We start from the raw sequence: 15,923 nt of genomic DNA, 5'->3' as shown, positions 1-15,923 counted from the left end.
TATCCCCGCGACTGATGAAAACGACGATGCCCGGCCCGCCTCGCGCGGGCCGGTTTCGTTTTCGGGGGTATGGCGGGCGGCGTCGTCGTTTGGGGAGAGGGGGCCGGTCGCTCGCCCGGGGAGAGCGTTTCCAGCCGATGCCGTCCTGAGCCTATGCCGTCCAGATGGATCGCTAGAGCCGCTTCACCGTGCGCACCGGGGTGCCGACGGCCTCGATGCGGGCGAGCGCCGCGCCGAGCGGCTCGCGCACCACCGACAGGTAATGCGCGGTGGCGTGCAGCAGCGTCTCGCCGTCCTCCACCATGCCGACATGGCCGGGCCAGAAGACGAGGTCGCCGCGCCGCAATTCGGCGATGTCGCCGGCAAAGCCGATGTCGTGGCCGAGCGCGGCCTCCTGCATGTCGCTGTCGCGCGGGCAGGCGATGCCGCACGCCGTCAGCCCGGCCTGCACCAGCCCGGAGCAATCGAGGCCAAGGCTGGAGCGGCCACCCCACAGATAGGCGGCGCCGAGGAAGCGGGCGACCACCGCCACCGGATCGGCCTCGACGCGATCCAGCGGGGCGAGATGGTCGGCGAAGACAAAGCCGCCCTCCTCGGTGAGCAGGAAGCGGTCGCGGGTGCCGGTGACGGTGACGCGCGCGCCGAAGGAGAGCAGGGCGGCCGGCGGCAGCTTGATGCTGGGACCGGGGAAGACCGGGGTGCGCAGCGCCGCCACCTTGTGGGTGGCCGGCGCACCGGGAGGGGCCAGCGCCTCCAGAGCCATCCAGCCGACATAGAGGTCGCCGTCGAGCTGCACCCAGGCCCAGCCCTCGTCGGTCGCCTCGTAGAGGGTGACGGTCTCGCCGAACAACGCCTCGGTGGTGAGCGGCGCGGTGGAATCCGGCGTGCGGGTGACGCCGGCGCGCTCGCGGATGACGCGGTAGGGCGTGCCCTCGACATAGCGCGCCGCTTCCACCGTGCCGCGCAGATGCGCGGCGGCGAGATCGGGGCGGGCGGGGGTGAGGCGGGGGTCGAGAAAGGTCATGCGCGACGCGATCCGGTGAATGCTATCGTCTATGAGATGCGCCGGCCCGGCGCGGCAGGCAAGGGCGACGTCTGCGCCGGGCGGCGGCTTCGTGGCTTCCGTCGCGCCCGGCCATCAGTGCGACAGCGGCAATCCCGGCGGCACTGTTGAGGTCGCGCCTCCCTATCGCGGCAAAGCGCGGGCGGTGGCGACCACGAGGTCGCCGAGCTTTTCCAGATAGAGCGCGCCTTCGACGGTACGCTGGACGATGACGTTGCGCCGGTCGGCCTCGTCGCGCCGACGCGACACCAGCTTGCGCGCGCCCATGGTGTCGAGGGCGCGGGTGATCACCGGCTTGGTGACGCCGAGGCGGGCGGCGAGGCCCCGCACCGTGTGCGGCGGGCTCTCCAGATAGACGCTGAGCAGGATGGCGAGCTGGCGCTGCGACAGGTCCGGCGCCTCGTCGCGCACCTGATCGCGCACCTGTGCGAGCGTCAGCTCGTGCAACAGGCGCAGGGCCTGCGAGGCGCGCATCTCGACCGCCATGTCACCGCCTCCGCCGATCCGCCCGCAATCGTTACGGCTACGGATTGTTCTCGCATTGTCGCGACGCTGCGGCAAGCAAGGCTTCGGGAAAGGCTTAACGGGCAATCACTTTCGCGCATCACTTCCGCGTTGGCGGCGGGCGGCGAGAGCGGCGGGAGTCCCCCGCCGCGCCGGGTCAGTCGCCGTAGCGCTCGGCGAGCAGCGCGTCGAGGGCGCGGATGGTCTGCGCCTCGCCGCCTTCCGGCCGGGCCGGGCGGGAAGAGGGGTTCCAGGCGTAGATATCGAGATGCAGCCAGGCGCCGGCGCGCTCGACGAAGCGCTGCAGGAACAAGGCGGCGGTGATCGAGCCGGCGAAGCCGCTGCCCGGCGCGTTGTTCATGTCGGCGACCGGGCTGTCGAGCATGCCCGCATAGGGCTTCCACAGCGGCAGGCGCCACAGCGGATCGGCCTCGGCGGCGGCATGGCGGGCGAGATCGGTGGCCAGCGCCTCGTCGTCGGTATAGGCCGGGGGCAGCTGCGGGCCGAGCGCGACGCGGGCGGCGCCGGTCAGCGTCGCGAAGTCGATCATCAGCTCCGGCGCCTCGTCATCGGCGAGGGAGAGCGCGTCGGCGAGCACGAGGCGGCCCTCGGCGTCGGTGTTGCCGATCTCCACCGACAGGCCCTTGCGCGAGCGCAGGATATCGCCGGGGCGGAAGGCGGAGCCGTCGATGGAATTCTCCACTGCCGGGATCAGCACCCGCAGGCGGACGGGCAGGGCGCGCGCCATGATCATGTGCGCGAGGCCGAGCGCGCTCGCCGCGCCGCCCATGTCCTTCTTCATCAGCAGCATGCCGGAGGACGGCTTGATGTCGAGGCCGCCGGTGTCGAAGCACACGCCCTTGCCGACCAGCGTCACCTTGGGCGCATCGACCGGCCCCCAGCTGAGGTCGATCAGGCGCGGCGCGCGCGGCGAGGCACGGCCGACGGCGTGGATCATCGGCAGGTTGGCGGCCAGCAGGTCGCCGCCGGCGGTGACCTCGACCGTGGCGCCGTGGCGGGCTGCAAGCGCCCGCGCGGCGGCTTCCAGCTCGGCCGGGCCCATGTCATTGGCCGGAGTGTTGACGAGGTCGCGGGCGAGCGTCACCGCCTCGACGGTGCGGATGAGCGCCGCCTCGTCGACGGCCTCGGGAATGACGAGGCGCGGGCGTGGCGCGTTGCGGGTGCGGTAGCGCTCGAAGCGGTAGGCGCCCAGCGCGAAGGCGAGGGCGGCGAGGCGCGGATCGGCGGCGCCGCTGGCGAGCCGGTAGTCGCCGGCCGGCAGGGTGGTGGCGAGCTTGCCGAAGGCGAGCGGATCGCGCGGCGTGGCCTCGACGCCGAACAGCACGCCGGCAATGGCGCCGGCGGCGTCCGGCACCACCAGCACCTTGCCCGGCTCGGCGCGGAAGCCCGACGCCTCGGCGAAGGCGACGGCGATGGGCGGCAGCTCGCTGGCGACCTTGCGCCAGTCCTGCGCGGTGACGCACCAGATCGGACGCGGCTGGTCGGCGGCCTCGGCGCGGATCAGCGCGGTGGGAGCGTCCTGCGGCATTTCTTCCTCAACCTCCGGCTTGGGCCCCCGGCCCGGCTTCGACTGTACCGACGACGTTACTGGCGGCCGGGCGGCCCGTCGTCAGGCGAGGGCGAGCTCGAAAGCGCCGTCCTCGATGAGATAGACCGCGCCCTGGCGCACCGGCAGGAACACGGCCTCCTTGGCCGGCATGCCGGTGAGCGCGTGCAGCATCGCCCGTACCACGCCGCCATGGGTGACGACGACGGAGTCGCGGTTGATCTCGCTGATCGCCGCCATCACCCGCACCGAGAGGTCGAGATAGCTCTCGCCCCCCGGCGGGCGGTAGTGCCAGGGATCGGCGCGGTGCTCGGCGACCGATTGCGGGTCGCGCCGGCGCAGCTCGGTCCAGGTGAAGCCTTCCCAGCGGCCGAAGGAGATCTCCTTCAGCCGCGACTCGCGGCGGAACGCGTCCGGCGGCAGGCCGAGCTCGGAGCGCAGGATTGCCATGGTCTGGGACGCGCGCGAGAGCGGGCTGGCAATATAGTCGAGCGGTGCGGCGTTGCCGGCCAGCCGCCCGATGACGCGGGCGAGGCTGGCGGCCTGCTCGCAGCCGAGATCGTTGAGCGGAATGTCGTGGCCGGCGCCCTGCAGGCGGCCGGCGAGGTTCCAGTCGGTCTCGCCGTGGCGGACGAGGAAGATGCGGCGTTTGCTCATCGCGACGGGAGGGCCACGGTGTGCGTGTAGCTGGTGCCGCCATTGCGGCCGACGCGCGGCCAGGAGACCTTCACCGTCACGCTGCCGCCGCCGCGCGGCGGCCGGCCGGCCAGCACGACACGGGTGCCGCGCACGTTGCGACCCCGGCAATAGGTCGAGCCGGCGTCGTTGCCGGTCGCGGTGAAGGCGCCGTAATCGGTGGTGAGGTTCACCCCCGGCGGGGCGCTGAGGATGGTGATGTCCGGCGCGTCGGCCGGCTGGCACAGCGTGTCGGCCATGCCGGCGGCGAAGATCACGCGGCCGGCGCCGCCGCCGGTGAGCAGCGCGAGGCGCTGATAGGAGCTGTCATTGCTGGTGGGCGAGGTGTAGCCGGGGAAAATCGCGCCACCGCCGCCGAAGATGCGGTTCCAGAACGGGTATTGCTGGAAGCTGGGCGGCAGGCCGCTGTCCTGGTTCGGAGAGCCCGGCGTCGCCCAGTCCGGCGGCAGGCCGGAGCCCGGCGGCGGGTAGACGGTGATTGCGGTCTCGGCCGAGGCCGGCAGGGCCGCCGGGGCGATGCCCGCGAGCAGCAGGGCGGCTACCGCCATGCGGAGAGTGCCGCGCTTGCTGGCCTGTCTGCCGCCGGGAGCCTTGATCATCGCCGTCTCCTGTGGGTGCTGGAAGCCGTTTGGTGCCGGAAGCCGTTCGGCGTCAGTCCCGCTCGAGCGTCAGGTCCGGCGCCTCGGGATTCTTCATGCCCACCACATGGTAGCCGGCATCGACATGGTGAATCTCGCCGGTGACGGCGCGACCGAGATCGGAGAGCAGGTACATGCCGGTATCGCCGACCTCGTCGATGGTGACGGTGCGGCGCAGCGGCGCGTTCAGCTCGTTCCACTTGAGGATGTAGCGGAAATCGCCGATGCCGGAGGCGGCCAGCGTCTTGATCGGGCCGGCGGAGATGGCGTTGACGCGGATGTTCTTCGGGCCGAGATCGGCGGCGAGATAGCGCACGCTGGCCTCAAGCGCGGCCTTGGCGACGCCCATCACGTTGTAGTGCGGCATCCACTTCTCGGCGCCGTAATAGGTCAGCGTCAGCATGGAGCCGCCGTTCTTCATCAGCTTCTCGGCGCGCTGGGCGACGGCGGTGAAGCTGTAGCAGGAGATCAGCATGGTCTTGCTGAAATTCTCCGCCGAGGTGTCGACATAGCGTCCGTCGAGCTCGTTCTTGTCGGAGAAGGCAATGGCGTGGACCAGGAAGTCCAGTCCGCCGAACTGGCGCTCGGTCTCGGCGAACACCGCGTCGATGCTCGCCGGGTCGGTGACGTCGCAATGACCCACCAGGGCGGCATCGAGTTCGGCGGCCAGCGGCTCGACGCGCTTCTTCAGCGGCTCGCCCTGCCAGGTGAACGCGAGCTTCGCCCCCTGCATATGCGCGGCCTTCGCAATACCCCAGGCAATGGAGCGGTTATTGGCCACTCCCATCACCAGGCCGCGCTTGCCGTTCATCAATCCGGCCGAAACCGTGCCCTGCTGCGTCACGCCCTGCTCCGTCAACCCAATTCAACGCCGTGCGGCGAGAGGTTCCTATCGCACAGCGGCGTGGAGTGCTCAAGCAAGCCGGAAGACGGAGATGCCATCAGCGGCCCCGGTCGTGGTCTCCGCCGGGTTCGGCGCGGCGATTCATCCCGCCTTGCCAGGCCCGTCCGGTCAGTCCGCCTTGCCCGCCAGCCGCCGCATCAGCTCCTCCAGCTCCGGGTCGGGCTTCTCGGGCAGCATGATGCGCAGGGTGGCGAGGATGTCGCCATCGCCGGTCTCGCCGACCGGGAGCCCCTTGCCGCGCAGGCGGAAGGTGCGTCCCGAACTGGTCCAGGCCGGGACATTGAGCTCCACCGAGCCGGTGAGGGTGGGCACGCGGACCTTGCCGCCGAGCACCGCGTCGGCCAGCGGCACCGGCACGTCTATGCGCAGATCCTGGCCGTCGACGCGGAACTGCCGGTGCGGGGCATAGGCGACCACCACATAGGCGTCGCCCGGCGTGCCGCCGAAGGCGCTGGCCTCGCCCTGGCCCTTCAGCCGCATGCGGAAGCCTTCCACAGTGCGTGGCGGAATCTTCACCTCCACGGAGCGTCCGTCGGGCAACGTGACCTTCACCGGGCCGCCGGCGACCGCGGTCTCCAGCGGCACAGGCAGGCGGATGTCGATGTCGCCGCCGCGCGGCGGCTCGAAGCCGGTGGAGGAGCCCCGCCGGCCGGTGCGGCCGCCACGGCCCATGCCGCCGAGGATGTCGGAGATGACGTCGTCGAAGCCGCCGGCATCGTGCCGGCCGTGACCGGCGCGCCCGCCGCCCTGGCCGAAGGAGAAGCTCTCGAAGATGCTGTCGTCCTCGGCACCGCGACGGAAGCCGCCACGGCCGAAGCCGCCGGCTCCGGCGCCGAAGCCCTCGAAGCCCTTCGGCTTGCCTTCGGCGTCGATCTCGCCACGGTCGAACTGGCCGCGCTTCTCGGTATCGGACAGGATCTCGTAGGCGCCGTTGAGCTCGGCGAACTTTTCCTGTGCCTTCGGGTCGGAGGTGTTGGCGTCGGGGTGCAGCTTCTTGGCGAGGCGCCTGAAGGCGCGCTTGACCTCGGTCTGGTCGGCGCTGCGGGCGACGCCGAGGATGTCATAGGGATCGCGCATGGGTGCTGGTCTTCTCGGGCCGGCGGTTCCGGGCTTACGGTCTCATATGGAACCGGTGTTGCGCTGATGCAACGGTCCGGCGCGTGTTTGGCGACGATATCCGCGATAATCTCCGCAAAACCGTTGAGCCGCGCCGATTTGTGCCGTTCCGACCCGTGGTTCCCGCGCGGCGTTAGCCGCAGGCCTGTCGTTTCAGCGCGGCTTCAGCCGCGCAGATCCGTCGTTTCGGCGCCGCTTCAGCCGCGCTCCAGCATCCGCGCCTGGCCGATGCGCCAGCCGCGCGCGGCGGTCCGGCAGGCCTCGCCCTGCAACCAGTCCTCATTGTCGGCCCGCACGAAGCTCATGAGGAAGGCGCGGCACTTGCCGTCGTCCTTGCTGGCGAGCGGGGTGACGGTGCCGCGCGTCGCGGTGGCGGTGTTCTCCCACGGCACGCTCGGGGCGGCGTCGCGGGCGGCGAGCGCCTCGGCCAGCGCCCGCCGGGCGGCGATCCAGTCGTCCGGCGTCACGCCTTTCGGCGCCGGCTCGCTGCTGGCGGTGATGGGAGCCGGCGTCGGCGCGATCGATCCGGTGATGGTGCCGTCGAGTCCCGGCGCCAGCGCGCCGCAGCCGGCGAGCGCTACCGATGGGAGCAGCGCGATGAGACGGAAAAGCACTGGGCGCGACGCCCACCGCCGACTATATGGGAGACGCCGGCCGCACACGTGCTTTGCCGCCGCTGCCTTTTCGCTCTCTGTCACCATGGGCCGCCCCCGGTCCCGCTGCCGTTGATGAAGCCAATGAATACGCAAGAACCGTTAACAGCCGGTGATTTCACCGCCGCCGACGAGCCATTTGACCTGTTCGAGGCGTGGTTCGCCGAGGCGCAGGCCAGCGAGCCGAACGACCCGCATGCCATGGCGCTGGCCACGGTGGACGAGGACGGGCTGCCGGACGTACGCATGGTGCTGCTCAACGCCCGTGACGCGCGCGGTTTCACCTTCTTCACCAATACCGGCAGCGCCAAGGGGCAGGAGATCGCCGCCCATCCCAAGGCGGCGGCGGTGTTCCACTGGAAGTCGCTGCGCCGGCAGATTCGCGTGCGCGGGCCGGTGGAGCAGGTGACCGACGCCGAGGCCGACGCCTATTTCGCCACCCGCCCGCGGCTGTCGCAGATCGGCGCCTGGGCGAGCAAGCAGTCGACGCCGCTCGAAGGGCGCTTCGCGCTGGAGACGGCGATCGCCAAGGTGACGGCGCAATATGCGCTCGGCAGCGTGCCGCGCCCGCCGCACTGGACCGGCTTCCGCATCCGGCCGGTGCAGATCGAGTTCTGGCACGACCGGCCGTTCCGGCTGCACGACCGTATCGTGTTCCGCCGCGAGGGCGAGGATCTGTCCTGGATCAAGACACGCCTCTATCCTTGAGCTAGACCTTTTCCAACGAGCTAGACCTTTTCCAACGCGATTCACCAGACAAGGCTCATCATGTCGGGCACCAACCAGCCCCGCCGCACCCTCTTGCTGACCGGCGCCTCGCGCGGGATCGGCCACGCCACCGTGAAGCGGTTCTCGGCGGCCGGGTGGCGGGTGATCACCTGCTCGCGCCACGCCTTCCCGGAGAACTGCCCGTGGGAGATGGGGCCGGAGGACCATATCCAGGTCGATCTCGGCGACGAGGCCGATACCCGCCGGGCTGTCGAGGAGATCAAGAGCCGGCTGCCGGACGGCCAGCTGCACGCGCTGGTCAACAATGCCGGCATCTCGCCCAAGGGCGCGGGCGGCGCCCGGCTCGGCACCCTCGACACGCCGGAGGAAACCTGGCGCAAGGTGTTCCAGGTGAACTTCTTCGCGCCGATCCTGCTTGCGCGCGGCCTGCTGGACGAGCTGAAGCGCACGCAGGGCGCGGTGGTGAACGTCACCTCCATCGCCGGCATGCGGGTGCACCCCTTCGCCGGGGCTGCCTATGCCACCTCGAAGGCGGCGCTGGTCGGGCTGACGCGCGAGATGGCGGCCGATTTCGGCCGGCTGGGTGTGCGGGTCAACGCCATCGCTCCCGGCGAGATCGACACCTCCATCCTGTCGCCGGGCACCGAGAAGATCGTCGAGCAGATTCCGATGCAGCGGCTCGGCACCCCCGACGAGGTGGCGAAGATCATCTATGTGCTGTGCACCGACACCTCGTCCTACCTGAACGGGGCCGAGATCCACATCAATGGCGGCCAGCACGTCTGAGCGCGGTCGCGTTGGGGAGAGGGCGCGGGTGAGGGCGAACCGGCCTAGAGCCAGCGCTTCCACTTGAAGAACAGATAGGGGCCGATGGCGGCGGCCAGCATGGCGACCAGCGCCAATGGGTAGCCCCAGTGGTCGGCCAGCTCCGGCATGTACTGGAAGTTCATGCCGTAGATCGAGGCGATCAGCGTCGGCGGCATGAACACCACCGACAGCACCGCGAAAATCTTGATGATGTTGTTCTGCTCGATCGACACCATGCCGAGCGTGGCGTCGAGCAGGAAGGTGATCTTGTCGCCGAGATAGGACACGTGGTTGGTCAGCGAGGCGATGTCGCGCTGCAGGCTCTTCAGCGCCGTGCGCTGGTCCTTGGCGGGGCGTCGTCCCTCGCTCTCCGCGGCGAGGAAAGTGACGATGCGCGCCATGGAGACCAGGCTTTCGCGTGCCTTGGAGGCGAGGTCGCCCTTGCGCCCGGTCTGCCGCAGGATCGCCCGGTAGCGCTGGCTGTCCCGGCCGTTGTCGCGCTCGAAGATGCGGCGGGAGATGAGGTCGATGTCGGCGGCCACCCGCTCGATGGTATCGGCGGTGCGATCGACGATGGCGTCGAGCAGCGACATGAAAATCTGCTCGCCGCGCAGCCCATCCGCGCAGCCCCGCTCCAGCTTGGCGATCACCAGGCTGAACGCCTTGAACTCGCCATAACGCACGGTGAGCAGCCGGCCGCGGAACAGGATGAAGCTGACCTCGGACAGGATCGGGCGCTCGCCCTCGCTGCCGAGCACCAGCGAGCCGGTCATGTACTGCGCCTCGTTCTCCACCCGGAGGCGGCTCGATGGCTCGATCTCCGCCATTTCCTCATGGGTGGGGATGGCGATGCCAAGCGCCGCCTCGACGAAGCGGTCCTCCGCCGCGCTGGGATTGTACAGGTCGATCCAGAGCGCGTCGGCGGGCATCGCGCTGCCGGGCGCGGCGCCCTCGGGGCCGTCGCCGGCGACGGGCACGTCGATGCGCCTCAATGCGCCCTCGCGCGGGCAATAGGCATGAATCATGGCATCTCCCCGCCGCGTGCCCCGCCAGACTTAACCCGCCCGCGCCGGGGCAACAACTCTGGTCAGGCAGCAGGGGAGCCCGGCTGCCTGCGGCCCGGTCCGGGCCGCGGCGGTCGCGTGCGAGGGGAAAGGGAGCGGCGGCGGGCGGTTTTGGCTTTCCACAAGGGGAGAGCCCACCGAATCAGGCCGCGAAGAACTCGATGTCCCGGAGGGTGACGACCTTCGGCGCGGCCGTGTCGGATTTGGCACCTTCCGTGCCGGAGGCCGCCACCGGCGGCACAGGGGTGGACGCGTAGCGCGCCGCCGCCGCGACGGCGGAAATTCCGATTTCGCGCCAATGGGCGCTCTGCTGCGAGCGCTCCCAGCGCCCGCGACCCGGTTCGATGTCCCGGTTGTCCTCGGCCGACATGATATTCCTCCTATGCATCGCCCTTGACGGGTTCGACTGCCAACGAATTGGGCGACGACTGCGTCAGAATTAAGCAAATTGCGACGGGGCGGTAGGCATGCATGGATTTTGTCACCGTTTTGGTTAACTATTTGAAACGTTGCAATCTAACTGATGCCTTTTGGCAACAGTCGCGCGCGACCGGCATGCGGCGCTCGCATGGCCTCTTCAAGGCGAAGCCGAGTTCGGCTATCCCGAATACAGGATGCGGCGCGTAGTGCGTGCCGTTGCGGCAAGTGATTCTGGAGAACTCGAAAATGAAACTGCGGGGGATGAGCGTGATGCTCATCGCGCTTAGCTTGGGTGCTTGCAGTAATTCTGTGAAGGCGCCGGCGCCGGAAGCTTCCCTGACGCCCCGCGACAAGCAGTTGCTGGCGAACGCGCCGTATCAGAAGGTGCTGCCGCCGGACATGTACCAGCGGCACATCGTCGACTATACCGGCGGCCAGAAGCCCGGCACCATCGTGGTCGATACCGACAAGAAGTTCCTCTATCTCGTCGAGAACGACGGCAAGGCGATACGCTACGGCGTGACCGTCGGCGAAGAGGGCCTGGCCTTCAAGGGCGATGCCAAGGTGGGCCGCAAGGCCGAGTGGCCGACCTGGACGCCGACCGCCGAGATCAAGGAGCGCATCGCCGGCGTGCCGAACTTCGTCGGTCCCGGCCCGCACAACCCGATGGGGGCGCGCGCGCTGTATCTCTACCAGGGCAACAAGGACACGCTGTTCCGTATCCACGGCACCAACCAGCCGGAATATATCGGGCAGGCGATCTCCTCCGGCTGCATCCGCATGCTGAACGAGGACGTGATCGACCTCTACACCCGCGTTCCGCAGGGCGCCGACGTCGTCGTGCTCTGAGGCGCGGCCCGGCAGGCCGGGCGGATGAAACAATGAAAGGGCGCGGCTTCGGCGGCGCCCTTTTTTATTGCGCGGGTGATGGAGCCGGTGGCGCGAGGCGCGGAGGGCGCGTCCGCGCCAGTACCCCGCGCCTCCCAACGCGCGCTGTCCGGGAGGCGCCGCCGCCGTCGGGGCGGGGCTCAGGCCGCCAGATGCTGCTCGCGTACCGCCCAGTCGAGCGTCTTGTCGAGGGCGCGGGTCAGGCGGTCGAACAGTTCGTCGATTTCCGCCGGCGAGATCACCAGCGGCGGGCAGATGGTGACTGCGTCGCCGAACACGCTGCGCACGATCAGGCCTTCCGCTTGAGCGAAGGCGACGCACTTGGCCGCCACGCCCAGCTTGGGGTCGAACTGCCGCTTGGTCTTCTTGTCGGCGACCAGCTCGATGCCGGCCACCAGGCCCCTGCCGCGCGCCTCGCCGACGAGGGGATGGTCCTCCAGCGCGGCGCGGCGGGCGTCGAACTGCGGGATCTTCGCCCGCACCCGCTCGAACACGCTCTCGCGCTCGTAGATCTCCAGCGTCTTCAGCGCCACCGCTGCCGCCACCGGATGGCCGGAATAGGTGAAGCCGTGGCCGAAGGAACCGAGCTTGCGGCTCTCCTCCAGCATCGCCTCATACATGCGCTCGGGAATCATCACCGCGCCGATCGGCTGATAGGCGGAGGACAGCGCCTTGGCGATCGAGATCGAATCCGGCTGCATCTCCATCGCCTCGCAGCCGAAGGCGGTGCCGAGCCGGCCGAAGCCGGTGATGACCTCGTCGCCGATGAAGAAGACGTCGTAGCGGTCCAGCACCGCCTTGATCTTCGGGTAGTAGGTCTTTGGCGGCACGATGACGCCGCCGGCGCCCATCACCGGTTCGGCGATGAAGGCGGCCACGGTGTCCGGCCCCTCGGCGAGAATCAGCGCCTCGAGATCGGCGGCCAGCCGGGTGGCGAAGTCCTCCTCGCTCTCGCCCGGCAGAGCGAGGCGGTAATGGTGCGGGCAGGTGGTGTGGCGCACGCCGGCTATGGGCAGGTCGAAGTCGTTGTGGTTGCCGGCCAGCCCGGTGAGCGAGGCGGAGGCTATGGTGACGCCGTGATAGGCGCGCACGCGGGAGATGATCTTCTTCTTGTTCGGCCGGCCGAGCGCGTTGTTCATGTACCAGACGAGCTTCATCTGGGTGTCGTTGGCTTCGGAGCCGGAATTGGTGAAGAACACCTTGGAGATCGGCACCGGGGCCATCTCCTTCAACTTGTCGGCGAGCTCGATCGCCGGGTCGTGGCTCTTGCCGCCGAAGATGTGGCTGAAGGGCAGCTTGCGCATCTGCCCCGCCGCCGCTTCCACCAGTTCCTCGTTGCCGTAACCGAGCGCGGTGCACCAGAGGCCCGCCATGCCTTCGAGATAGGGCTTGCCGTCGACGTCGTGCACCCACACGCCCTGGCCGCGCTCCAGGATCAGCGGCCCGGTGTCGCGGATGGTGACGAGGTTGGTATAGGGATGAACCAGCGTCTCGACGTCGCGAGCCTGAAGGTTGGTCAGCATGGGTAGTGCTCCGGGGGGAGGAAATTCGGCGCTAGCCTACTGCCGGCGGCTCCGGCCCGGAAGCGCGCCCTTGGTCGGAGCCGGGACGCGCGGGAGCGGGGGAGAGATGGCTATTTTCGGGAACTGCCGCCGGCGCGACCCGGCGCCGAGCTACCTGCCTGGGCATTCGCCGGGGCCTCGGATTCCGGCTCGTCCGTCTCGGCCTCGGCGGGGTCCTCCTCCGGCGACGCGGCGGGCGTGGCGCCCTTCGTGTCACCTGCTTTGGTGTCCCCGGCCTTCGGGCTCGCCGCGGTATTGCCGCCGGATCTGGCGCTTTCGGGCTTGTCGGTTCCGCTTGCCGCCTTGGCACCGGGCGGCCGCGTGCCGGTGGCCCAGCGGCACAGCACCATGTTGTTGCGCCGGACGGCGCGGTCCACATGCAGGTGCAGCTCGTGATAGCCGTCCGAGCCGGGGCCGAGAATGGTCATGAAGTCGGCGCAGGCGGTAGCCTTCAGCTGCTCCTGGAAGGCGAGCGGCATCGCCTCGTCGCCGGTACCGCCGACCAGCACGCGGCGCCCGTCCATCAGCTTGTAGCCGCGGGTGTCCATGGCGTTGCCCTGGCCGTGCTCGCTGATCTTGGCGCCGGCGACGCGGTTGCGCGGCCGGCAGGAATAGGAATCGGCCACTTCGATGGTCGCCAGCGGGCTGCCGAGCGTTTCGACGGCGGGCGCCACCCCCTCGCGCACCCAGCGGGCTACCGCCGCCGCCATGTCGCAGCGCAGGGTGGCGGGCGGCTCGATCGGTACCAGCCGTCCGTCCTTCAGCTTGACGCCGGTGAGAGCGACCGGCCGCTCGATGCGGCAGGCCGGCTTCATCGTCACCGCGGCAGTGGTGAAGGTGCCGATGTCGCCGATGCTGAGCTCGGGGCAGCCGGCGAGCGGGCCGGGCGGCGGGGTGAGCGCCGAGCCGGCCGGCGGGGCGTCGGCATCGGGCGCGGGGGCCGGGGAGGAGGCGTCGGGCGCCGGGGCGAGCATCGCGGTGCGCGCCTGCGGGCCCGCCTGTGGTCGCTCGGGCGGCAACGGCACGTTGGCGGTCGGGTAGTCCTCCGCCTCGGCCGGCGGTTGCTCCGGCTTGCCGGCCGGCGGCGCGGCGAGCGTCGCCATCCGCGGCTGCGGCCGCTCCGGCGGCAACGGGACGAGGGCGCCCTGCGGCGTGCGGGCGGCAGGTGCTGTTGGGGGTGGTGCTGCCGGGGGCGTCGCTGCGGGGCCGGTGGCCATCGCCACGCGGCCCGGGCGTTCGGGCGGCAGCGGAATGCCGGGCGCCTCGGCGAAGGACGGCTCCTCGGGTGCCGGCTCCTCCACCGGCCCGGCCGGCTGGGCCGGACGTATCCCGGCGAATGAAGGGCCCGCCGGCCGAGCGCTCGGCTTGGCGGTCGACTTGGTATCGGGCTTGGCGGCGGGGAGCGCCGCCGTCCCGGTCGGCGCAGGAGCGTCCGCGGTTTCCGCCGGTGCCTCGGCGTCGGCCTCCGCCGGGCGCGGTGGCGGCAGCGGCACCGCGCGCGCCGCGGTCGCTCCGGCTGCCGATGCTCCCGTCTTTGGGGTCGTCGAGGTGCGGGCGCGGGTCTTGCGCGCCGGCTTCGGGGCGGGGGCGCCGAGCCATTGCTCGATCTGCTGGCTGGCGGCGCTGCCGGCGCGGTCGATGGTCGATTTCAGCTCCTCGGCCGCCAGCGGCGTGGCCGTCGCGAGGAGAAAGCCGGCCATCGCCAGTGCCGGCAACAGGCGAATCGCCCCGAAGGGGCCGGTTGGGAGCCGGCTCGAATTCATGCTATCGGTGCTCCCCTCGCCCGCGACCTGCCCGGAGGTCTACACCACGTGAACGCCGTTCGCGCCATTCTGTTCGACAAGGACGGCACTCTCATCGATTTCGATCGGACCTGGGGACCGGCGGCTGGCGGGGTGATGGCCCGGCTGGCCGGCACGAACGCGGCGGCGCTGTCGCGGCTTCACGAGGTGAGCCACTACATCGCCGAGCGCCGGCAGTTTCTGCAGACCTCGCCCCTGATCGCCGGCTCCTCGCGCCAGTTCGGTCCGCTCTGGGCGCAGGTGCTGGACCGCCCGGCCAGCGAGGCGTTCTTCGCCGAGATTGACGAGCTGTTCATCGACGAGGGCCAGGCGAATCTGGCGCCGCTCGGCCGGCCGCGCGAGGCGCTGGGCCGGCTGGCCCGGCTCGGCCTGCCGCTCGGCATCGCCACCAATGACAGCGAGCGCAATGCCCGCATCCAGGCCGATCTGCTCGGCCTGACCGATCTCCTGGCCGCGATCTACGGCCATGATTCCGGCTATGGCTCCAAGCCGCTGCCGGGCATGGTGCAGGCCTTCGCCGAGCTGACCGGCGTGCCGGCGGCGTCGGTGGCACTGGTGGGCGACACCCATCACGACCTGATGACGGCGCGGGCGGCTGGGGCGCTGTCGATCCTGGTGCGCAGCGGACCGGGACCGATCGACGATTTCGCCGATGAGGCGGATCTCGTCGTCGACGATGTCGAGGCGCTCACCGAACTGTTCCTCGAGCCGGCGTGAGGCGGCGATGATCCGGCGGCGGCTCTATGTCGAGGAGCGCATGTCGCGGCTAGCGGTATGGAGCCTGCGCGTCGCTGTCTTCGCCCTGCCGGTGACGATCATCGGCGTGGCCTGCTACTTCACCGAGATCCTCGACCTGGAAAGCGCGCTCTATACCGTGCTCGCCGGCGTGGTGCTGGCCGGGCTGGCACTCTTGCTGGCGCTCGCCGCCTTCGTGGTGATCTGGAACGAGGGGCTGCGCGGGCTCGGCCGGGTAATCGGGGCGGGCGCGCTGGCGCTGGCGCTCATCGCGCCCACCGCCGGCCTCGCCGCCTTCGGCGCCCGGCTGCCGGTGCTGCACGAGGTGAGCACCGATATCGAGGACCCGCCTTCCTTCGTGACGCTGGCCATGGCGCGCTCGCGCGCCGCCAACCCGCTCGACGGGCCGGACGAGGCGGCGGCGACCGCGCAGGAGGACGCCTATCCCGCCATCCACCCGATCGATTTCGATTCGGCACCGGACGATGTGTTCAACGACCTGATGGTGCTGGTGGCGCGGCGCAAATGGACCATCGTCGACGCGGTGCCGCCGCGCGGCGGCCAGCGCGACGGTCGCATCGAGGCAGTGGCGCGGGGGCTGCCGCTGGGGTTGCGCGACGACATCGTCATAAGGGTGCGGCGGACCGCCGAGGGCACGCGGGTCGACATGCGCTCGGTGACGCGGAATGCCGTGCGCGACTTCGGCTCCAATGCACGGCGGGTCGACGACCTGTTCGCCGAGCTGGCGGAGCGGCAGGGCAAGCGGCGGCGCTGA

Annotated in this window: 17 protein-coding genes; 5 read left to right on the top strand and 12 right to left on the bottom strand. The window is 70.4% G+C overall.

The window, feature by feature from the left end; all coding sequences use genetic code 11:
• Positions 1-172: 172 nt before the first annotated feature.
• From KHC28_RS15075 to KHC28_RS15040, 8 genes are all read right to left on the bottom strand, one after another.
• Complete coding sequence (locus tag KHC28_RS15075; RefSeq protein WP_214009184.1) at positions 173-1,024, bottom strand: C40 family peptidase; 852 nt, start codon at positions 1,022-1,024, stop codon at positions 173-175.
• 162 nt (positions 1,025-1,186) lie between these two features.
• Positions 1,187-1,549 carry a MarR family transcriptional regulator gene (locus KHC28_RS15070; RefSeq protein WP_214009183.1) on the bottom strand — a complete coding sequence of 121 codons (363 nt, stop codon included), beginning with the start codon at positions 1,547-1,549 and terminating at the stop codon, positions 1,187-1,189.
• A 175-nt stretch (positions 1,550-1,724) separates the two neighbouring features.
• Positions 1,725-3,116 (bottom strand): leucyl aminopeptidase family protein, encoded by a 1,392-nt coding sequence (locus KHC28_RS15065; protein ID WP_214009182.1) that lies wholly within the window; start codon positions 3,114-3,116, stop codon positions 1,725-1,727.
• 81 nt (positions 3,117-3,197) lie between these two features.
• Entirely contained in the window at positions 3,198-3,791 is a 594-nt protein-coding gene (locus KHC28_RS15060; RefSeq protein WP_214009181.1) for a histidine phosphatase family protein, read from the bottom strand.
• The gene (locus tag KHC28_RS15055; protein WP_246564859.1) at positions 3,788-4,429 is read right to left on the bottom strand and encodes a hypothetical protein; all 642 of its coding nucleotides are present in this window, start codon (positions 4,427-4,429) and stop codon (positions 3,788-3,790) included. The genes KHC28_RS15060 and KHC28_RS15055 overlap by 4 nt, the downstream gene beginning before the upstream one ends.
• Before the next feature lie 52 nt (positions 4,430-4,481).
• Positions 4,482-5,279, bottom strand: a complete 798-nt coding sequence (fabI, locus tag KHC28_RS15050) for an enoyl-ACP reductase FabI (RefSeq protein ID WP_214009222.1) — start codon at positions 5,277-5,279, stop codon at positions 4,482-4,484.
• A 201-nt stretch (positions 5,280-5,480) separates the two neighbouring features.
• On the bottom strand, positions 5,481-6,449 hold the full coding sequence (locus KHC28_RS15045; protein WP_214009180.1) for a DnaJ C-terminal domain-containing protein: 969 nt from the start codon (positions 6,447-6,449) through the stop codon (positions 5,481-5,483).
• A gap of 236 nt (positions 6,450-6,685) precedes the next feature.
• A complete protein-coding gene (locus KHC28_RS15040; RefSeq protein WP_312893209.1) occupies positions 6,686-7,102 on the bottom strand; it encodes an RT0821/Lpp0805 family surface protein in 417 nt (138 codons plus the stop codon).
• Between the two features lie 114 nt (positions 7,103-7,216).
• Here KHC28_RS15040 and pdxH point away from each other — a divergent pair, with 114 nt between their 5' ends.
• Positions 7,217-7,849 carry a pyridoxamine 5'-phosphate oxidase gene (gene pdxH, locus KHC28_RS15035; RefSeq protein ID WP_376772705.1) on the top strand — a complete coding sequence of 211 codons (633 nt, stop codon included), beginning with the start codon at positions 7,217-7,219 and terminating at the stop codon, positions 7,847-7,849.
• Positions 7,850-7,909: 60 nt separating this feature from the next.
• Entirely contained in the window at positions 7,910-8,656 is a 747-nt protein-coding gene (locus tag KHC28_RS15030; protein ID WP_214009177.1) for an SDR family NAD(P)-dependent oxidoreductase, read from the top strand.
• Positions 8,657-8,700: 44 nt separating this feature from the next.
• On the opposite strand, the gene KHC28_RS15025 is transcribed toward KHC28_RS15030, so the two are convergent.
• Together KHC28_RS15025 and KHC28_RS15020 are read right to left on the bottom strand one after the other, a co-directional pair.
• Entirely contained in the window at positions 8,701-9,702 is a 1,002-nt protein-coding gene (locus tag KHC28_RS15025; protein WP_214009176.1) for a magnesium transporter CorA family protein, read from the bottom strand.
• Between the two features lie 181 nt (positions 9,703-9,883).
• Positions 9,884-10,111, bottom strand: a complete 228-nt coding sequence (locus KHC28_RS15020) for a hypothetical protein (RefSeq protein WP_214009175.1) — start codon at positions 10,109-10,111, stop codon at positions 9,884-9,886.
• A 296-nt stretch (positions 10,112-10,407) separates the two neighbouring features.
• On the opposite strand from KHC28_RS15020, the gene KHC28_RS15015 reads away from it, so the two are divergent.
• Positions 10,408-11,010, top strand: a complete 603-nt coding sequence (locus KHC28_RS15015; protein ID WP_214009174.1) for a L,D-transpeptidase — start codon at positions 10,408-10,410, stop codon at positions 11,008-11,010.
• A 179-nt stretch (positions 11,011-11,189) separates the two neighbouring features.
• Here KHC28_RS15015 and KHC28_RS15010 read toward each other — a convergent pair whose 3' ends face one another.
• On the bottom strand, positions 11,190-12,572 hold the full coding sequence (locus KHC28_RS15010) for an aspartate aminotransferase family protein (RefSeq protein WP_214009173.1): 1,383 nt from the start codon (positions 12,570-12,572) through the stop codon (positions 11,190-11,192).
• A gap of 110 nt (positions 12,573-12,682) precedes the next feature.
• Positions 12,683-14,374 carry an extensin family protein gene (locus tag KHC28_RS15005; protein ID WP_214009172.1) on the bottom strand — a complete coding sequence of 564 codons (1,692 nt, stop codon included), beginning with the start codon at positions 14,372-14,374 and terminating at the stop codon, positions 12,683-12,685.
• Between the two features lie 48 nt (positions 14,375-14,422).
• Between KHC28_RS15005 and KHC28_RS15000 the strand changes: the two genes are divergently transcribed.
• The gene (locus tag KHC28_RS15000) at positions 14,423-15,130 is read left to right on the top strand and encodes an HAD family hydrolase (protein ID WP_214009171.1); all 708 of its coding nucleotides are present in this window, start codon (positions 14,423-14,425) and stop codon (positions 15,128-15,130) included.
• Positions 15,131-15,137: 7 nt separating this feature from the next.
• A complete protein-coding gene (locus KHC28_RS14995; protein WP_214009170.1) occupies positions 15,138-15,923 on the top strand; it encodes a DUF1499 domain-containing protein in 786 nt (261 codons plus the stop codon).

The sequence above is a fragment of the Ancylobacter sonchi genome (genome assembly GCF_018390695.1).
Classification (GTDB): Bacteria; Pseudomonadota; Alphaproteobacteria; order Rhizobiales; family Xanthobacteraceae; genus Ancylobacter; species Ancylobacter sonchi.
Note: the sequence above shows the minus strand (reverse complement) of the source record. Positions and strands in the feature narration are given on the sequence as shown.